The sequence below is a fragment of the Chloroflexota bacterium genome (assembly GCA_018829775.1).
Classification (GTDB): Bacteria; Chloroflexota; Dehalococcoidia; order Dehalococcoidales; family RBG-16-60-22; genus E44-bin89.
In genome coordinates, this window is sequence record JAHJTL010000030.1 from 1 (window position 1) to 19,814 (window position 19,814).

Annotated in this window: 17 protein-coding genes and 2 riboswitches; of the genes, 9 read left to right on the top strand and 8 right to left on the bottom strand. The window is 50.0% G+C overall.

Annotated features, from left to right (window positions below; genetic code table 11):
• Positions 1-54 precede the first annotated feature (54 nt).
• The 4 genes from istB to KKD83_03345 all read right to left on the bottom strand — a co-directional run bounded on the left by istB (position 55) and on the right by KKD83_03345 (position 4,777).
• On the bottom strand, positions 55-837 hold the full coding sequence (gene istB / locus KKD83_03330; protein ID MBU2535185.1) for an IS21-like element helper ATPase IstB: 783 nt from the start codon (positions 835-837) through the stop codon (positions 55-57).
• Between the two features lie 15 nt (positions 838-852).
• Positions 853-2,403, bottom strand: coding sequence for an IS21 family transposase (gene istA / locus KKD83_03335; GenBank protein ID MBU2535186.1), 1,551 nt, complete (start codon positions 2,401-2,403; stop codon positions 853-855).
• A 355-nt stretch (positions 2,404-2,758) separates the two neighbouring features.
• Positions 2,759-3,916: an alanine racemase gene (locus tag KKD83_03340; GenBank protein ID MBU2535187.1), complete on the bottom strand. Its 1,158-nt coding sequence runs from the start codon at positions 3,914-3,916 to the stop codon at positions 2,759-2,761.
• 39 nt (positions 3,917-3,955) lie between these two features.
• Positions 3,956-4,777 (bottom strand): SDR family oxidoreductase, encoded by an 822-nt coding sequence (locus KKD83_03345; GenBank protein MBU2535188.1) that lies wholly within the window; start codon positions 4,775-4,777, stop codon positions 3,956-3,958.
• A gap of 189 nt (positions 4,778-4,966) precedes the next feature.
• Here KKD83_03345 and KKD83_03350 point away from each other — a divergent pair, with 189 nt between their 5' ends.
• From KKD83_03350 to KKD83_03385, 8 genes are all read left to right on the top strand, one after another.
• The gene (locus KKD83_03350; protein MBU2535189.1) at positions 4,967-5,188 is read left to right on the top strand and encodes a hypothetical protein; all 222 of its coding nucleotides are present in this window, start codon (positions 4,967-4,969) and stop codon (positions 5,186-5,188) included.
• A gap of 267 nt (positions 5,189-5,455) precedes the next feature.
• A riboswitch (glycine riboswitch) is annotated at positions 5,456-5,555 on the top strand.
• A gap of 142 nt (positions 5,556-5,697) precedes the next feature.
• Positions 5,698-6,861, top strand: coding sequence for an alanine racemase (locus KKD83_03355; protein MBU2535190.1), 1,164 nt, complete (start codon positions 5,698-5,700; stop codon positions 6,859-6,861).
• A 46-nt stretch (positions 6,862-6,907) separates the two neighbouring features.
• Positions 6,908-7,927, top strand: coding sequence for a DUF4392 domain-containing protein (locus tag KKD83_03360; protein ID MBU2535191.1), 1,020 nt, complete (start codon positions 6,908-6,910; stop codon positions 7,925-7,927).
• A 77-nt stretch (positions 7,928-8,004) separates the two neighbouring features.
• Positions 8,005-9,063: a TRAP transporter substrate-binding protein gene (locus tag KKD83_03365; protein ID MBU2535192.1), complete on the top strand. Its 1,059-nt coding sequence runs from the start codon at positions 8,005-8,007 to the stop codon at positions 9,061-9,063.
• 95 nt (positions 9,064-9,158) lie between these two features.
• Complete coding sequence (locus KKD83_03370) at positions 9,159-9,659, top strand: TRAP transporter small permease (protein ID MBU2535193.1); 501 nt, start codon at positions 9,159-9,161, stop codon at positions 9,657-9,659.
• A gap of 67 nt (positions 9,660-9,726) precedes the next feature.
• The gene (locus KKD83_03375) at positions 9,727-11,034 is read left to right on the top strand and encodes a TRAP transporter large permease (GenBank protein ID MBU2535194.1); all 1,308 of its coding nucleotides are present in this window, start codon (positions 9,727-9,729) and stop codon (positions 11,032-11,034) included.
• Between the two features lie 32 nt (positions 11,035-11,066).
• Complete coding sequence (locus KKD83_03380; protein MBU2535195.1) at positions 11,067-12,143, top strand: DUF4392 domain-containing protein; 1,077 nt, start codon at positions 11,067-11,069, stop codon at positions 12,141-12,143.
• A 217-nt stretch (positions 12,144-12,360) separates the two neighbouring features.
• Positions 12,361-13,458, top strand: coding sequence for a hypothetical protein (locus KKD83_03385; protein MBU2535196.1), 1,098 nt, complete (start codon positions 12,361-12,363; stop codon positions 13,456-13,458).
• 23 nt (positions 13,459-13,481) lie between these two features.
• Here KKD83_03385 and KKD83_03390 read toward each other — a convergent pair whose 3' ends face one another.
• The 4 genes from KKD83_03390 to KKD83_03405 all read right to left on the bottom strand — a co-directional run bounded on the left by KKD83_03390 (position 13,482) and on the right by KKD83_03405 (position 18,223).
• On the bottom strand, positions 13,482-14,720 hold the full coding sequence (locus KKD83_03390) for an aminotransferase class I/II-fold pyridoxal phosphate-dependent enzyme (protein ID MBU2535197.1): 1,239 nt from the start codon (positions 14,718-14,720) through the stop codon (positions 13,482-13,484).
• Between the two features lie 62 nt (positions 14,721-14,782).
• Positions 14,783-15,757 (bottom strand): alanine dehydrogenase, encoded by a 975-nt coding sequence (gene ala, locus KKD83_03395; protein ID MBU2535198.1) that lies wholly within the window; start codon positions 15,755-15,757, stop codon positions 14,783-14,785.
• A gap of 52 nt (positions 15,758-15,809) precedes the next feature.
• Positions 15,810-16,976, bottom strand: a complete 1,167-nt coding sequence (locus KKD83_03400) for an alanine racemase (GenBank protein MBU2535199.1) — start codon at positions 16,974-16,976, stop codon at positions 15,810-15,812.
• 71 nt (positions 16,977-17,047) lie between these two features.
• Positions 17,048-18,223 carry a pyridoxal phosphate-dependent aminotransferase gene (locus tag KKD83_03405; GenBank protein ID MBU2535200.1) on the bottom strand — a complete coding sequence of 392 codons (1,176 nt, stop codon included), beginning with the start codon at positions 18,221-18,223 and terminating at the stop codon, positions 17,048-17,050.
• A gap of 246 nt (positions 18,224-18,469) precedes the next feature.
• A riboswitch (glycine riboswitch) is annotated at positions 18,470-18,572 on the bottom strand.
• A gap of 483 nt (positions 18,573-19,055) precedes the next feature.
• On the opposite strand from KKD83_03405, the gene KKD83_03410 reads away from it, so the two are divergent.
• The coding region (locus tag KKD83_03410; GenBank protein MBU2535201.1) for a recombinase family protein at positions 19,056-19,814 on the top strand (759 nt) is incomplete at its 3' end.

Genomic DNA, 19,814 nt, shown 5'->3' on the forward strand with positions numbered 1-19,814 from the left:
AAATCGGCCACCCTGTGAAAAGGGCTCAAGGAGTGGCGCGGGGTTGGCCATAGTCTAACTCAGTTTACCGTCATTAGCAACTGCCCCCTTTCCTCCGTTTTCCGATGTGTTGGCGGGTCTGGTGCGCATGGAATCGCCTCTAAGCTCTATCCGGTAGGCGTTGTGCAGCAGCCGGTCACAGATGGCATCGGCCAGGGTTGGGTCGCCGATATTCGGATGCCAGTCACCGATGGGACACTGGCTGGCGATAACGGTAGCTCCCAATTGATAGCGGTCCTCGATTATCTCCAGCAGGTCTCGCTGTTCCCAGTCCGCCAGTGTGGTGAGCAGGAAGTCATCGATAATCAAGAGTTGCACCCGGCTCAGCTTAGCCAGCGCCTTGAGATGGGAGCCGTCTCCGCGGGACTGCTGGAGGGTTTCAAACAGCCGTGGAGCCCGCATATAAAGCACCGTATAACCGGCACGGGCGGCGGCGTTACCCAGGGCACAGGCGATAAAGGATTTACCGATTCCGGTGGGTCCGCTGATAAGGACACTACGGTGGGCGGCGACCCACTGGGGATTGGCCAGTTCCAGGATTACCTGCCGGCTTAAGCCACGCGAAGCCCCGTAATCAATGTCTTCCAGGGCAGCTTCCTGGCGCAGCCTGGCCTTTTTCAGCAATCTTCTGAGCCTCAGGTTGTCGCGATGGGTCTTCTCATCCTGCACCAGCAGTCCCACAAACTCGGCATGGGAGAGAGACGCCTGTTTTGGGTCGGCCAGCCTCTCCTCAAAGCCTCTGGCCAGACCATATAGCTTGAGCGAGTGCAGGATAGACATAGTCTGCTGATTAAGCATGGTTTTTCCTCCTTATCATTGATAGTATTCTCTTCCCCGGATATTTTGATGTAATGGCAGGCTCATTTGGACGGGGCGTTCCCCGTTATCTTGCTGCCGGTCCAGGCCGGCGGCCAGGATGGCCTTCATCGAGCGGTAAGAACAGGCATTAAACTGAAGAGCCCGCTCGGCCGCCGCTTCGACACGCTCCGGCTCGTAGTGACGTCCCAGGCGGATAATACCCAGGCAAGCGCGGTAGCCCTGCTCCGGATAGGGACGGGTGGAAAGTATCTTTTCGACCAATTGGGCAGTGGCGGCTCCAGTTTTGCCGGCCCAATGGATGAAGCGAGATGGACTCCACTCGGCGTAGCTGCGGTGCTCCGGAGGCATGTGCTCCTTTACAGTGGTATAGCCGCCGCGGACATAGGATCTGGCATGAGCCGCCACTCTTCCCCCTTTGTGAAAGACCTCCAGGGTGGTGGCGGTCAGCCTTACGTCCACTTTCTCACGCAAGAGCTGGAAAGGGACGCTGTAGTAATGGTGATCCACTTCGATGTGATAGTCGACATTTACCCTGGACTTATACCACTCGGCATATTCGTAAGGTCTCGCCGGCAAAGGCAGAGCATTGGGACGGTCTACCGTCTCAAACAGCTCCCGGCGCGATTTCTTCAGCCGCCGCATGGGACGGTTATTGAGACGCTCCAGGCACTCCCGGATGGCGGCATTAAGCTCCGCCAGACTGTAGAAGGTGCGCTTTCGTAATACCGCCAGTATCCATCGTTTGGCAATTAGTACTCCGGCCTCCACCTTCGCCTTGTCGCGGGCACGGCGAGGGCGAGCCGGCAGCACGGCGCAGCCATAATGCTCGGCCATGTCGGCATAGGTAGGATTTAACTCCGGCTCGTATTTGCAGGCTTTGCTGACGCCGCTTTTGAGATTGTCCGGCACCAGGACCCTGGGGACACAGCCGAAATACTCAAGAGACCGTCTGTGGGAGCCAATCCATTCCGGCAGGGTCTGGGATAGAGTTGCTTCGGCGTAGGTATAGTTGGAGGCGCCCCAGACCGTCAGGAATAGCTGGGTAAGAATCAGCTCGCCGGTAGCCAGGTCAAGGATGGATAAGCCATCGGAGTAATCGATGAAGGCCTTTTCCCCGGCCCGATGCTCCTGGCGCATAACGCAATCCAGCTTGCCCCGCCAGCGCCGGTAAAGGTCGCAGAACTGGGAATACTGGTAGCCGTCCGGATGCTTTTCCTTATACTCCAGCCACAATTGGACCAGAGTCAGGTTGAATTTACGATAGGTACGCAGCTGGTTGTAGATATATTCATAGTCCGGCGTTGGGCGCTTGACCGAACTGGGAATGCGCCGGATGGGAAAGAGACTCTCCTCAATCTGGGTGTCGGTGAGTGCCAAGACTTCCGGCCAGCTAATCCCGGCTGCCCTGGCCTTCATGAGATAATCGGCTACCGTGCTCCGTGAGACCTGGCAGCTTCGAGATATCTCTCGATCGCTTAAATTACAATCATACTTTAGGCGCAGGACTTCTTTGATCTTGCGCATGGGTAACCTCCTGTTCGCCATAGAATCACCTCCTCGGATGATTCTATGGCATTACGTTACCCAGCGCCGCTCCTTATCTTGCCCTCTAACCTACCCGGCAGGGGTGGCCGATTTGCTCCGGCAGGGTGGCCGATTTCGTCCGGAATGGTGGCCGGTTTGCTCCGGAACGCCGGCCGATTTGCTCCGGAACATGCAACTAGACTTTTTTATGCAAATCCAAGCCTTTGTAAAGCATTGCTGCACCTCCTTGACTATTATGCTCTAAGAGGCCAGCCCTTTTATGACATCATTAAGCAGGCTTCATCTCTTCCGCAAAATATACAACAGGTGCTGTGCCCTGACTGAGGTATTGGACCTGCGCTACTGTTACCCTTAACTAATTTCCTAATCCACGCCCAGTTATCTTCAAAACTTTCTCCACTTTGCCTTTTCTAACACCGTATATCTCGTCATGAATGGAGACAACCATGCTCGCATTATTGGGGATAACCTCCAGTCGCTCGCCAAGTTGCACTTTTTTATCAGGGTCCCTGAAATAAAGAACACCGTTTTCAGCAGGGAGTCGGCCAAACCACAGGTCGGGGCGACCAATGACCAAGCCAAACCTTGGTCTCCCTTCACATAAATACCCAGGGTCATTGCGCAGATGAAAGAGAACATCAGGCGTAAATGTCTTACCTCCGGCATCGATTACCGCACGAGGTGGTGGCGTATCATAAACGCCGATTACCGTAGTCAACACCGTCAGCGAGCACTGGGCCGGTGTCATAGCAAAATTGCTCACATACATTATGTCCCCAAATATATACATACCCGGGTGAATTTCCGTTATTTCTGGGAAGTCTTTCAGAATCGGCACATTACGCAACGTTGGCGTTGAGCCAATGGCAACATCCTTAATTTCAATTCCGTTATTTCTGAGTAATTGTGCCGTGGCCGCCATCAGGGCGGGAACCTCCCGGCTTATCCGGTCAACCCCCTCCGCTGTTCTTTCACCGTGGGTGGACTCGTGGGCAACAATGCCCACCAGCTCAATGCCTGGCATACAGCAGATTTCTTTGGCTCGCTTCAAAGCAGGCTCGCCGGGAAAGACGCCGAAACGTTTTACCCCGGTATCAATCTTCAGGAGAACCGGAATCTTTTTGCCAACCGCCCGGCCGACCTGAGAAATACCTTCAGCATGCTCCACCATATCCACCACGCAGCTGAGCTTGAGCCCGCGTCGGCTTACTAACCTCTTTAACTTTTCCAGCTTATGGTGACCGTAGAAGGGATGGAGCACCATTACATCAGCTATGCCTTCTTCTGCCATGCACTCCGCCTCCTCCAGCTTGGCACAAGAGACGCCAATTGCTCCAGTTTTAATCTGCACGCGGGCTATTTCACCACACTCGTGGCATTTGCAGTGTGGCCTTACCTTCAAGCCGACAAGAGCAGCTAAACGCTGCGCCTCATTGATGTTTGCTTCCAGCTTATCCAGGTCAACGATCACTGCCGGTGTGTCCAACGTCGGGTAGCGAATGTCCTGTTTCATCACTGATACACTCTCCTCATAAGTTGCTTGAATACTGGGCTACTTGGCCTTTTTAACCGCCTCTTTATGCGACCTTACATACTCATCCCAGGGGCGGGTCCCCACAGGCAGGCACATACCCCCGTCTATTCTGATACTGTAGCCGGTAATCAACCTCGCCTGGTCTGAGGCCAGAAAGACCACGGCATCAGCCACGTCTTCCGGTTTGGGGTAATCTCCTAGGGGGATGCCCTGCCTGATTCTTTCTAGCTCTTCTTTACCAACTTGTGATAGAGACAGGGGGGTTACCACGGTCCAGGGACAGACCGCATTTACGTTGATGTGGTATGGCCCTAGCTCGTAGGCCAGCTGGCGGGTGAAACCGAGGATCGCGGCTTTGGCGGCAACATAGTTGGCTGATGAATTCTGAGTTGTCCTCTCACCAGCGACAGAGGAAATGTTGATAATTTTACCACCCCCCCGTTTCTTCATTACTGGTATTACGGCTTTCGCACAGAGAAAAGTACCACCCGCCATGATGTTTAAAAGGCGATCCCAATCTGACTTTGCCATGTCTTCGACAAGGGCAACAAATGATACCCCGGCGTTATTGACCAGAATATCGATGGTACTCCATTCTTTGACAATTTGCTGCACCATTTTCTTCACGGCTGACTCATCGGTAACATCGGCCACCGTAACCATTGCCCGCCGCCCGAGAGACCGTATCTCTTTGGCTGTCTCTTCAGCACTATCTATATTTACCCGGCAATTGACCGCGATGTCCACCCCTTCCTTGGCTAATCCCAGGGCAATAGCTTTCCCGATGCCTCTACCTGATCCTGTCACCAGAGCAACTTTACCTTGAAGTCCGGTATCCATATTGGTTAATCCTCCTTTCTAAATTCCCGAATAATGCCTTGATGAAGAGGCCCTCTTTCAGACCAATCAATTATTTCTCTGGTATTGTTGATAAACCAATTGATATTAAATTATACTCATACCGTCTGAAAAATATTCCACAAGAAGTATAATACATATATAAAAATGTGACCAGAATTTACGAGGAGAATGGAAGAAATAATGTCGAAATTGCTTTGGCAACCTTCCGCAGAGCGAGTTGAAAAAGCAAATATGACACGATTTATCAATTACGTTAATCAAGAATACCATCTTAAAATGGGCTCCTATGATGAGCTATATGGATGGTCAATTGAAAAAACCCCGATTTCTGGGCTTCTGTCTGGGAATTCACCGAAATTCAAGCTTCCCCAAAATACGACCAAGTGGTAGATGATTTGAATAAATTTCCCGGCGCGAATCATCGAGGCGCCAGACATACCGTACACCCTGAATATAAAGAAAGTGGAAATAGCCGTGGCCAATGTCATAAATGGCCGACCGGTATCAAATCGGGGCGCTCTGATTAACCCGGGGTCCCTAGATTATTTTGAAAAAATATGGACAATCCTGCAGCAAGATTGAAGTAAACCTGCATATTTTGGAACTTGACAAACTCTGCCATAACTATATAATAGTGGCATAACTGGAAAAGAGACGATTACCATGGCAGGAGATACCCATTAAGGGAGCCGAAGGGGAAAGAGACTGGATTTCAGTCAGCCTTGAAACTCTCAGGCAAAAGGACTGTCATGGTGAGCACCTCTGGAGAGACTTCAGGTAGAGCCACCGAAGGTGAGTTCCGTTAAATAGCGGAGATCTCTCAGGTAAGAGGACAGGGGCGCTAAGTTAAGTAAAGCAAGACTTAGCGCCTTATTATTTAAAAGACGGAGGATAAACGCATGAAAGGCACCACACCTTACCCCTCAATTGATACACCAGCCGCATTAATTGACATGGACATACTAGAAGCTAACATCAACGAAATGGCCCAGGCGACAGCCAAGGCCGGAATTAAACTGAGGCCACATGTCAAAGTTCACCAGTGTCCGGAAATTGCCAAAATACAACTCGAAGCTGGTGCCTGCGGCGTTGAAGTGGGCTTGATAGACCAAGCAGCGGTTATGGCCGAGGCTGGAATCAATGATATCATTGTAGCGCATCCATTTTATGGTGAGCGTAAATTTGAGAAGGTCAAGAAGCTCGTTACCAAACCCGGCCTCAAGCTGGCCATCGTCGTAGATATGGTGGAGCAGGCCGAGGAACTTTCCAAAATCGGTCAGGAAGTGGGGAAGAAAATCCCCGTACACATAAAGATTGATACCGGTATCAAGCGTTACGGTGTTCTGCCGGGCACTCCAATGCTGGAGCTGGCCAGAAAGCTCAGTAAACTACCGGGTATTGAAATTGCTGGTATTTACGCACATGAGTCTTCGGCACAAACGGTGCCGACCGATGAAGGTGTTGCTAAGGTAGCCCTTGAAGTCGGCTCCATAATGTGTGAAATGGCGCGACTCCTCCGCAAAGAAGGTTTTAAGATAGAGGACGTGTCCACCGGTGCTTCGCCGACCATCTTTGCCATCTGCCGTTGGGTAAAGGAGGGGGTGCTCAAAGAAATCACTGAGGTTCACCCGGGGCAGCGTGCCATTGGTGATATCGCCTACAGCTATTCACTTGGCTGTGCCCGGGACCGGTGCGTTCTTACTGTACTGAGTACGGTGGTAAGTACTTCACACCAGACTTACGTGGTTATTGACGCCGGCTTCAAGGCTCTTGGCGGCGAATCAATAATCGGGCGCCGGGATACCCCCGGCTTTTTCTGGAACGGAATGCCCAGTTTTGGTGCAATTAAGGGACGTGATGACCTCTGGCTGGGCAGAGTCGGTGCCGAAAGCGGCTGGGTATACTACAAAGAAAACGCCAAGAAACTCACCTTAGGAGAACGTTTTGAGATAGTGCCAAATAGCGCCAGTCTTATTCTGAATATCCATGACAAGGCCTATGGAGTGAGAAATGGCGTCATCGAGCGAGAGTTTTCCATCACGGGAAGAGGGCGTGGAACTTAACCAGGATAACGTTTTTTAGAATACAGAGGAGGTCATTAAGAATAAAATGGAAGAAACGGCCAAGAATGTAGACAGGTTAGTTACCACGGGTGCCGGTTGGGGTGGGCGTCCTGATCGCTGGATTGTACCGGCATTATATGAAAGTGCCAGCCAAAAATATGATAATAAGCCAATAAGCTTGGTCGCCGCTCAGAAGATAATCGAGCAAGTCAAAGAGGGTGACAGAGTAATCATTGTTGACCAGTTTGCTTACTACCCTAATATGCCCTACGGAGAGACTGATGGTCCACTCGGCGTGGCCAGCCTTGCCCGCGCCATCAGATACGGCTTAAACGCGCTGCCGGTAGTGGTTACTAGCCCCAAAGATATGGAGCCGGCGCGTCAGACTGTGAAAGCAGCGGGTTTAAATGTTCTGGCCTACAGCGAGGCGAAGGGATTTAAAAGTGCCGCAGCCGGGGAATTTATCTTTGACGCTACCGATGAAAGCCAAAGTAAGAAGCTGGCGGCAAAAATAATCGACGAGTGTGCACCAAAAGCTGTGATAAGCGTTGAAACTATAGGCCCGAACAATAAAGGCGTCAAGCACTCCGGTTCTGGCTATGACACCGAAGCTCAGGACAACTTACCTGACCTGGAGTACCTGTTCTACGAGGCAGCCTCACGCAAGATATTGACCATTGGTGTCATTGACCGCGGCAATGAAATCGGCAGCGGCACGATAGAAGAAGCGGTGAGGAAAATTACCCCATATGCCAACACTTGCCGGTGTCCTTGCAAGTCAGGAACTGCGTGCGCGGTGAAAACTGATATTGTTTTTCCTGCTTCGGTGTCCAACTGGGGAGCTTACGCCATATCGGCCATGATGGGATATCTGCTTAAAAAACCCTCCCTCCTCCAAGATGATGATACAGAAAGACGAATGCTGGAGGCCTGCGCCATGGCCGGTGCCGTTGATGGTATTGCCGGTCAACCCATCATGGGTGTTGATGGTGTTGGTCTGAAGGGACAGCAGGGTATTGTCAACCTGCTGCATGCTATTATTGAAAATGCGCTGAGAGGCACGTAAAATAATTCAGTGAAGGGAGGTGATATCAGTTCAACACCTAAAAGCTACAGTAAATATTGTTCGTTAAAGGAGGAAAAATGAAACGCTGGTTAATTCTACTAGTTAGTGTTTGTCTGGTTGCTTTGTTAGTGCCGTTGGCCGTTGGCTGCAAGGCGGAAGCGCCAGCTCCAGCGCCAGCTCCAGCGCCAGCTCCGGCGGAGGCACCCTATGTTAGCTGGGTCTTACAGGTTTCAGAAACCAGCTTAACAAACCCCTTCTGCATCGAAGTCGTGGATATGGCCCGTAGGGTTGCGTCACGGACCGATGGTAAATTTAATATTCGTATCTTGCTGGCCAAGGAAATTGGCATTGACCGTGACGAATTCCCCGCTGCCTTAGCCCAGGGCACAATTGACATGGCCTGGCTGTATACCCCAGTGATGGAAGGACTACATTCTTTTCTTGGCATCTTCGGCTTGCCGTATCTGACCACGGACCAGTATAGTTGCTTCAAAGCTGAAGAGGCGATCAGACCAATGTTCAACGAAGCCATAAAAGGCTCAGGCTACTTGGTGTTACCGCCAAACTGCGTTCACTTCTGGCTGCCTCAGGACTTGCTGAGCAAAGACGCCATCCCCAACTTGGCTGACCTTAGTGGTCTCCAGGTGAGAATCTGGCGCGCTTTGGACGCCGATCTGATTAAAGCACTGGGTGGTGAACCCGTTTACATGCCCATTGCCGAGGTCTATACGGCCATGCAGCGAGGTGTGGTACAAGCACTCAATACCGGCCCTCAGGCCATGGTGGAAAACTCAATGTGGGAAGTCGGCAAGCATTATTACGCCATCCGTCTTGAGCCGGGTGGTGCTTGGACCTGTGTCAATGAGAATAAATGGAATGCCTTGCCAAATGAATACAAGACGGTGCTCATGGAAGAGGGAGTGAATTATGTGAAGAAGATTCAGGGCTGGTATGACACAGAAGCAGAGAAACAAAAGGCACGTCTGGCAGACAAAGGTATAGTCATCCATGAGCCATCCAAGGCAGAGATGGACGCCTGGAGAAATGCGGCAAAGCCTATCTGGGATAGCTTTGCCCAAAAAGACCCCAAGAATAAACAGGCTCTTGACCTAGTCAAGAAAGCTCTGGGTTACTAATCATCATCAACACTGCCGAAAATGCTTAGAGGGGCAAACCGGCTGGTATGCACTAACAGTCATATTGACCGGTTTGCCCCCCACAGGTATGGGAAATGGAGCTTAAATTAGCACTTTATTCAGAAGCCTTCATTAAATATTTTTATCTTGCCTCAAAAGTAGCCGGGCAGATATTAATTTTAGGCATGACCATGATTATCACCGTTGACGTGCTGGCACGTGCCACGATAGGCAAATCAACCTTAATTTCCTTTGAAGTATCGGGGTACACTCTAGTCGCCATTGTTTTTCTGGGCTTGGCTTATACCCTCAGGATGGGAAGACACATTAAAATTGAAATACTAACCAGACACTTGTCAGACCGATGGCAATTACGGCTTGAAATCGTGGTTTTTATCATTTGTATTATTTTCATCGCCTGGTTTACCTGGATCACCTGGTCTTCAGTGGCGACGAATTACGCTCAAAAAATGACCTCTATCACCACTCTCCATATGCCCATGTGGATACCTTATTTTTTTATCCCGGTTGGTTCAGGTATGCTTGCCTTAGCTTTGGTGATTGAATTGGTTGGCAAAATAAAGGGCCTTAAATGATAAGTCTCGCTCATAATAAAATCACACAATGCCGAAATAGGCTTGCAGGGTGGGAGGAACTGCACAAGTGACGGTTACAGACCCAATTACACTTCTGATTGTCTCCTTCTTGGTATTATTTGCTTTGATGGCGATTGGGGTACCGATTGCCATTTCATTGGCCATAGTAGGTGCTATTGGCTTCTTCGTTTTTCAGGGTGATGCTAGTCTAGTTTCGCTACTTCCTTTCCGAACCTTGGACAGTTTCATCCTCACCGCTATCCCGCTGTTCATCTTTATGGGTGAGATTCTGGTCAAATGTGGTGCCTCAGAGTTAATTTACCGCGGTGCCTCCCGGTTACTTTCCTGGCTTCCAGGAGGGCTGTGGCACGCAAATATCGGTGCCTGTGCCATGTTTGCTGCCATCTCCGGCTCCAGTCCGGCGACAGCCGCCACTATTGGCACAGTCGCCATTCCCTCACTGAAAACACGAGGTTATGATACCCGCATTACACTTGGTTCTCTAGCGGCTGGTGGTACACTTGGTATTCTCATTCCCCCCAGTATTAATATGATTGTCTATGGAGTGATAGCAGAACAATCCATAGGGCGCTTGTTCGCTGGAGGCGTCATACCTGGTGTTATGCTTGCCGGTATGTTCATGCTCTCAATCATCATTAGAGTGTTAATGGATAAAAAATTAGCACCTAGGGAAGCAGCATTCAGCCTAAAGAATGTTGGCCTGAGCTTTCTAGATTTATGGCCGCTTTATGTCTTAGCCGTTATTGTCCTAGGCGGTATTTTTGGCGGGTACATGACACCAACCGAAGCTGCAGCGGTGGGAGCTTGTGCTTCATTAATCCTAGCCATAATACTGCGCCGGTTTAACTGGGGAATCCTGAAGGCCTCCCTGGCAAGCTCGGTGGAGACCACCTGCATGGTCCTCTTCATCGTTGTCGGCTCAAGCATCATGGCCAGCTTTTTTTCCAGAGCTGGAATACCTCAGGCAGTAACCGGAATGATAATTGGTGCCGGCGTTTCTAAATGGGCAGTGCTTACTTATATCTGTCTTATTTATCTCTTCTTAGGCTGTTTCATTGACCCGGTATCAATGCTATTATTGACCGCCGCCACGGTGATCCCTCTGATAAAACAAATGGGTTTCGACCTCATATGGTTTGGCGTGATATATGTTGTGCTAGCCGAAATCGGTATGATTACACCTCCCATGGGTCTGAATCTTTTCGTGATTCAGGGCATCTCCCGCGAAGACCTAGGAAAGGTGGTTATTGGCTCAATTCCGTTTTTCTTTCTCATGCTCATTGCTATTGCTCTACTCACTTTGTTTCCTTCTTTAATTCTCTGGTTCCCCAATCTCCTCTTCGGTACTCAGTAATTTAATTGAAGTGTCAAACAAGGAGGCGAAAAATGGACTGGAATATCCCAAAAATAACTGGTGAAGAGGCTACCGGCTGGAATGTTGACCGACTGGTTACCGTTGAAATCAAGACTGGCGGACGGCCGGGGCGCTGCATCATTTTTCCCCTGTACGAGGCTGCCGTAAAAACCGTTGGCAACAGACCCATAAGCTTGGTAGCTGCGGAGAGGCTTATTGAGCAGGTTAAGGAAGGTGATGCGGTGGTGCTGATGACCGGCATGGGCGCGTTGCCTTTTATGCCGCGTGGCGAGACGGATGGTCCTTCTGGAGTGGCAAGCTTAGCCAGGGCCGTCAGCTTTGGGTTAAAAGCCCTGCCTATTGTGTTAACGGCACCACGTGATTTTAACGCCGTATGCGGCGCAGTCAGGGCGGCTGGCCTGGGAATACTGGACTATGATGAAGCCAGGGCAACCACCACCCGTTGCGCCGTGGCGATGCCATTTACCGCTGTTGGCGAGGAAGCCAAAAAATTCGCCAAGGACACGATGGACAAGTTCTCTCCCAAGGCGGTGGCCGCGGTGGAAATGTTTGGTCCGAATAAAAAGGGAATAAAGCACTTCGGCACCGGGCTTCCGGTGGAGGGTTCTGGCGAAAAATTCCCCGGCGTAGAACACATTTTCCACGAAGCCGAATCACGGGGAATCCTTACCATTGGCTGTCTGGATGTAGGCAACGAAATGGGGGCTGGAGCCATTGAGGAGACAATAAGAAAAGTAGTCCCATATGCTGATGTATGCCGCTGCCCCTGCAAATCAGGCTTTGCCTGCGCGGTTAAAGCTGACGTTACTTTCCCGGCCTCCGTCTCCAACTGGGCAGCCTACGCAATCTCAGCCATGCTAGGTTATCTGCTCAAGAAACCAGAGGTCCTTCAGGATGTAGAGACTGAGAAGCGTATGCTGGAAGCAGCTGCCATGGCAGGCTCAAACGATGGTTGCCTAGGTGCTTCGGTAGCGGCGGCCGATGGCATTTACTGGGAAACCCAGCAGTGCTTCGTCCGAATACTGCGCAACATCATTGAAAGCGCCCTCTCAGGTTTCGGAATTGCCGGACAGCTGGAAAAGAAATAGTAATAATAGTAGCAAGGCAAATTCACAACCAGAGCCAGTTGCATCAACAATGTCGGAAAACGCGGTGCCCTGCACTTTAGGGGCTACGTCTACTTTGTCTAATGTAGTTGTATGGTGGGTCATCTGGGGTAAGTTGCGGGAATCGTTTTGTTCGTTGCCCTTCAACCTGCTGTTATATGATTGGGTGATTTCTTTTAGGAAGCAAGTGGGTAAGTAGATGAAGAGTACAAACCTAAAAGGGAAAGTACAAACTGTTTTAGGTTTGATTGAACCGGATGCTATGGGAATCACCCTCCCGCACGAGCACCTTTTCATTGACATGGCCTGGTTTTTTGTTGAACCCGGCGATGATGAAAAAGAATTAGCCCACCAGTCAATCACGCTAGATAATTTGAGCTGGGTTCGCTCCCATCGAATGAGCAATCTATATAATTTGCAGCCTTTTGAGGAAGAAGAGGCCATTGAGGAAACGCTACTTTTCAAGAAGGCCGGTGGCTGTACCATCGTGGAACAGACACCCATCAATATGGGGCGAGCTCCGACCAAACTGGTAAATATTTCCCGTGTCACCGGGCTTAACGTAATTATGGGGACAGGTTACTACCGAGAGACAGAGCCTTGCTGGAATGCTGATAGCGGCTGGGTGATGAAGAAGCTCAACAGCTATCAAAAAGCGAACATTGATTCCATGGACGAGGCAGAGATAACCGAGAAATTTGTTCAAGATATAATAACCGGTGATAAGGGAGTGCGTGCCGGATTCATCGGTGAAATTGGCTGCTCCTGGCCACTGACAGAAAACGAAAGAAAAGTATTACGCGCGGCTGCATCTGCCCAGCGGCAAACAGGTGCCTTAATAACAGTGCACCCTGGATTTCATGATGATTCACCCCTAGAAATCGTCGAGGTTCTTGCTGACGCCGGCGCCGATATTGCCCACACCGTAATGAGCCACATGTGCATTTCTGTTGACACTCACCTCACTCGCTGTCAACTGGCGAAAACGGGGTGCTACCTGGAATGGGACTTGTTCGGCTGGGACGACGTTTACCCGCAACGGGCCACCTTCGTTGATATACCTAGCGACCAAGGGCGCGTACGACAGATAATTGAGCTCATCGCCGAAGGGTACCTGAATCAAATCCTTGTTTCACATGATATCTGTGCCCGTATACGGCTCACAACCTTTGGCGGTTCCGGATATGCTCATATACTGCATAATATTGTTCCCATAATGCAACAAAAAGACATGACCGAAGAACAGATACAGACCATCCTCGTTGAAAATCCAAGGCGAGCCTTTACTTTCGTTTGATTGGCCACCACATTCGATGCTGGCTACTGATTTGCTTTTTTGAATTGTTTCAAAATTCGAAGAACGTAGTCTAAATCATACTTGGTGTGGTCGGCGCAGACCTGAAACCTTATTTCCTCTTCACCCTTGGGAACTACCGGATACGATAGTCCCGTTGCCAGTATGCCGTTATCTTTTAAATATTTAACGAGTCGCTTTGTTTGCCGGGTGTCCCTTACCATCAGCGGCACGATGGGGTGCTCGCCTTTTATCACCTCATAGCCCAGTTCCATTAACTTGGCCCGGAAGTAATCCGCCATTTCCTTCAGGTATTTCAGCATTTTTCTGCCGGATTCACTGTCAATGATTTCTATAACTTTTAACAGCGCACTTGCCTCAGATGGTGTAATAGGGTTTGAATACACATAGAACAGCGCCGTTTCCCTTAAATATTCCACTATCTTGGCATCCGAGACAATATATCCGCCGTTTACTCCCATTGCTTTGCCAAGGGTGCCAATGATGATGTCAATTCTATCCTCACCGGTGAGCTCGGTGGTACCCCGGCCCGTCTTTCCTACAGCACCCACGCCATGAGCATCATCGATGATGGTAAGAATCCCCTCTTCAAATTGGGTATAATATTTCTCTGCCAAATCTGCAATTTCTGGAAGCGGAGCATGGTCTCCTCTCATGCTGAAAATACCATCAGAAATTATGACGACTCTGTGGCAATTACCAAGACATTCTTTAATTCCTGATTCCAGTTCATTCATATTGTTGTGGCGATATATTTTCTTGTCTCTAGCGCGAGAAAGCCTGACGGCGTTAATAATAGAGTTGTGGTTAAGTTCATCACTAATGACGATTGTGTCCTTGGAGATCAACGGAACGATGATTCCCATAACAGTAGCGTAACCGGAACTGAATATCATACCTGCCTCTCTGCCATGAAACCGTGCTAGCTCTTTTTCGAGTTCGATGTGAGGTTGAAAGGTACCACTGATAAAGCGCGCAGCACCGGGACCAGTGCCAAATTCCCGCGCCGCTTTTCCCCCAGCTTCAATAACTTCCTTTTTCAGGGCCAGGCCAAGGTAGTTGTTTGAGTTCATCCTGATGAACTCTTTATTTCCGTATCCCTCTAGAAAATACCTGGGTCCTATATGCCCCGTCTCTGCCTCTTTCACGCCAGTAATGACCGCTTCTCTGCCTTTAAGCGAGCCGATCCTCTCCAGGTCAGCAAGTTCTTTTGCCAGTACTTTTTCTATTCTTTTTAAAGGCACCTTTGTTACCTCGTCTTAGATTAGGTATATCCATTGACGCACGGGATTCACCTGATTTAAGTTCAGATCAGGTCAAAGGAAGCTATCTCTTTACCTTTTACCTTCTCGTAAACGTACTGGGCGCAGATGATATCCTGAATAGCCAGTCCGGTGGAATCAAATATGGTTATTTCCTCCTCGTTTTCCCGACCTTTCTTAGCCTGTATTACAATTTCCCCCAAATCGCCATAAATATCTGCACTGGTAATACGGCCTTGGGCTAGCGGCACGTTTATTTCTCCAGAATGGGCCGCCTGTTCCATGTCATCCACGATCACCTTCGCACAGGCTATCAAGTCCGAGTCAAGTTCCTGTTTCCCTGCAGCATCAGCACCAATAGCATTGATATGGGTGCCTGGACGAATGTACTCCTTCTTGACGATGGGTTCTCGCGCCGGAGTAGAAGTGACCACAATGTCGGCATCGGCGGCTTCGGCAAGAGTCTTCGCGAGGCCCATTTTGACAGATAAATGCCGCCCCATCCTTTCAATATATCTCTGGCTGGCTTCGGGATATTTATCAAATACCTTTACATTTTCAATTCCGGTCAGCACTTCAAGGATGGCAAGCAGCTGTGTCTCCGCCTGGCGACCTGCCCCGATTATTCCCACCGTCTTTGAATTTTTTCTCGCCATATATTTGACCGCCACACCACCCGCGGCGCCCGTCTTCATGTTGGTAATATAGGTGCCGTCCATAATGGCTAAGGGAAAGCTTGTTTTCGGGTCGCAGAGAATTATGGTGGCCAAAACACTCGGCAGGCCAACCCTGGTATTCTCAGGATATGAGCTCACCCATTTGACCCCGGCCATGCCTTTAATATAGGCCGGCATGGCCCTGAAGTCACCATGATATGCCGGTAAATCCAGGTAAATCTTTGGTGGCATGACCGTCTTTCCCTGAGCTTTCAGCCTTAAGGCGTCTTCAACGGCCAGCAGCGCTTCGGCCATCCCGAGTAGTTCTTCAACTTGACGTCTTCCCAACACCAGCGTTTTCATTTTCACATCTGGGCCTATATTGCTACCACGAAGGTCACTCATCACGCTCATGCTAAGTTCCCCTGCCTCTTCCGGTAACCGGAATCACTTTCTCCACGACACCGTTTCTGACGCCGTATATCTGGTCATGCATATTGATAACCAGCGTGGCGTTATTGGGTATGATTTCCAATTGTTCCCCAAATTTCAGCTTTTTCTCAGGAGCGGTATAATAGATAAGCCCAATCTCCGCAGACAGACGACCGAACCACAGGTCAGGACGTCCTATAACTGAGCCAAAACTGGGCATTCCTTTCCAGAAAAAGCCGGGGGTGTCACGACGGGCGATGATTGATTCAGCACCGAAGGTCTTGTACCCGGCATCAATCACCGCCAAGTCCGGGTGGGAGGTGCTCATCACCGTTACCAGCACGGTGACGGCGCAGGCTTCCTTCAAGTTGCCACCTGCCGTCATGTACATGATGTCACCAATCACACACTGTCCCGGATGAATCTCGGTGATTTCCGGGAATTTGCCTTCCTTCAAAAGACGACAGGTTGAACGGAACGTAGGTGAAGCGCCTACCGATACGTGGTCAATGGTTAACCCAGCCTGCCGGAGCATCCTAGCGTTATCGGCCATTATGGTGGCCGCCTCCAGCGCTACCTCATCCTTGCCTTCTGGCGTGGGTTTAGCCCCCATTTCATGCCCGTAAATGCCGATGAACTCTATGCCGCCAAGCTTTTTGAGCTTTCTGGCCAAGTCCAGGACGGGTTCACCGGGTGATACGCCAAAGCGTGAATTTCTGCCCAGGTCTATCTTTATCAGCACAGAGGCCTGTCTGCCCACAGATTGTGCCATTCGGGATATGATTTCCGCCTGTTCATACATATCAATCACCAAGGCCAGTTTCAGGGCTGACTGGCTAAGGAGTTTTTTCAGGATGTCCCCCCTGGGCCCGTCATAGAAATTCGGGTGGGCAATAATGATATCGTTTATCCCCTTTTCGGCCATAGCTTCCGCCTGCCCCAGCGAGCCTACTTCCACCCCACACGCTCCGGCCTCAATCTGCATCCTAGCTATGGACACGTTTTCATGAACTTTAACATGGGGTCTCAGCTTCACCTTCGCTTCAGCAGCTAGCTGAGACATCTCCTTTACGTTTGCTTCAAGAGTGTTCAAATCGACCAGTACCGCAGGGGTGTTCAATGTTGGATAAGGAACCACCATATCTGCCATCAGTGCGCCACCTCCTTCTGTATCGCCTCTTCTAAATACTATATTTCAATGAAGAGTATTTCCGTTCTTCCTCACCGATTTTTTGCGAGCTGCTTTACTGCCTTGGCTATCCTGTCCAGACCCTTCTGAATGTTCTCTAGGGAAGTGGCATAGGACAATCTGATATAGCCTTCACCATATCGGCCAAAATGAGTGCCGGGAAGAACCGCCACACCGGCTTCATTTAAAAGATAATCGCTGAGTGTCTGACAATCCACGCCGGTGTCTTTAACATTGGGGAAGACATAGAAAGCACCTTTTGGCCGTCGGCAGCTTATCCCCGGTATTTGATTCAAGCCATCAACGATTAGATCCCGTCTCTTCTTGAATTCAGCCGTCATTGCGGGAACGCTATTCTGAGGACCAATCAACGCCTCAATACCGGCATGTTGTATGAAAGGCGCCGTACAGGACACGCTGTTGGTGATAAGGCGAACCACAGGCTCAACCAGTAACGGCGGCATAACTGCATACCCAAGGCGCCAGCCCGTCATAGCGTATGTCTTGGAGAACCCGTTGAGCAGTATGGTTCGGTCCAGCATACCGGGCAGACTGGCAATGCTGAACGGCTTCCCTTCATAAACGATATATTCATATACTTCATCCGATAGAATAAGAAAATTGTGTTGCTGGGCGATTTCAGCGATAGCCCGAATATCTGTTTCCTCCAGAACACTACCGGTAGGATTTTGAGGAGAATTAAGCACCAGGAGCTTGGTACGAGGGGTAACCAGCGCTTTCAGCTCATCAATATCAAACCGAAAATCAAGTTCTTCGTGAAGCGGCAGCGGTATCGCCTTGGCCCCGGTAAAGTTTATCATCGATTCGTAAATAGGATACAAAGGGTTGGGACAGATGGCTTCATCTCCCTTATCAAGAAGGGCAAGGATTGAATAAAACATAATGGGCTTTGCCCCGGGTGTAACGACAACGCGCTCCGGGTCTATCGGAACGCCGCGCGTCTTTTGCATCTGCTTGGCAATTTCATTTCTCAACGGCATTATTCCCTGAGAGTTGCAGTAATGTGTGTAACCTTTCTCAAGCGCCTTCGTAGCCGCTTCACGTATATGCTTCGGTGTGTCAAAATCAGGCTCACCAATTTCAAGGTGCACAATGTCTTTGCCCTTGGCTTCAAGAGCCTGGGCCCGTGCCAAGACCTGAAAAGCAGTTTCAGTTCCTAGGCGAGACATCCTTTCCGCTAGTTGCATCTGATCACCTCCCGAGTTGTCTGCAATTGACCACCAAACATGGTCCGGGTGCCTATCAAGGCATTTCCGCAAATATTTCCTATGCAAACCGGTTAATTGAGTAACACCAAAGGGCTAACGCCCTAGGCGCCGAGGGCTAATCCGCACTTATCAAATTAGCCCTCTGTCCTTTTACCTGAGAGATCGCCTGTTGCCTAATTCAGGCTGCCCCTTCGGTGTCCTTCAGCTGAAAGACTCTCCAGAGGTCTTTCTACGGCAGTCCTTTCGCCTGAGAGTTTCTAAACAAAGAAATCCTCTTTGCTTTTTCCCCTTCGGCGCCCTTCATCAGGGTCTCTCCTACCGTCGTTTGCCTGTATATCATTTTTTATAGTGGTTGTCAAGTATTCCCACGAAGTTAGCCCATCAGGATGCTCACTAGTGATAGTTTTTACAAAATTTAAATCTAGCCAACAGAACAATGTAGGCCTGCCCTGAGAACTTGCCCAGATATAAGTATTAGGTAGAGACCACACGATTGCTTGTTTTGTTAAGTGCGCTGCCATTTTGCCCAATCCCGACGAAATTGTAAACAAGCAACGGAAAATCGCTTCGCTAAGGTCCACAACCAAATCCTTCCGCTTGACTTTCGGTATTACATCGAATACCATTAGGGCATGAGGACAGGGAGACCGAAGACAGGTAGGAAACCTAACAGCAGCGTCAGAGTCGATCTAGACGTTCTCCACCAGGCCCGTGTTGCTGCAGTGACCCAGAGAAAAACACTAGGACAGTGGCTCGAAGAGGCAATATTGGAAAAGGTAGAAAGAGAAAAACTCGGTGGGGGTGATTAGAGATGAAAGCAGCGCTTTATGCTAGGGTATCGAGTGAGGAGCAAGTTGAGGGCTATTCCATCGACGCGCAAAGGAGAGCTTTCGCCGTATTATGCGAGAGCCGTCAATGGACGTCGCACAGAGAGTATATAGAGGAAGGCAAGTCAGCACGAACCGAGGATATCAACAAGCGCCCCGTGTTCAAAGAAGCAATGGTCGCCGGCCTCAATCATGAGTATGACGTCATTGTAGTTCATAAGGTTGACCGCTTTTCCAGGAAGCTACGCATCACACTCGACTACTTTGATAAGCTGGCCAAAGCCGGGGTGGGCTTTGTCTCCATTGTGGAGCAGATGGACTTCTCAACCCCGTGGGGGAAGTTCACCTTGGGTATGCTGGGTGGCCTGGCGGAGCTTTATTCTGATAACCTGAGCCAGGAAACCAAAAAGGGCTGGCATGAGAGAAGAAGCCAGGGACTGTACTGCGGGACATTACCCTTTGGTGCTACCAAAGGTGAGAATGGGGTTCCGATACCTGATATGTGGGAGCGGAAGACCATTCTGAATGGGCAAGAGGTAATTGTCCGTAACTGTGAAGGGTTGATGAAGGCTTTTGAACTCGCCGAACAGGGGAATTCGGATCGGGAAGTCGCCATGGCTCTCAACATAGGTGGTTACAGGACTACCGGGACCCACGGCTCCAGGCCTTTTTCTAAGGATACCGTTAAAGATATGGTCACGAACCGGTTCTATATTGCCTATATCCCAGACGGTAATGGCGGG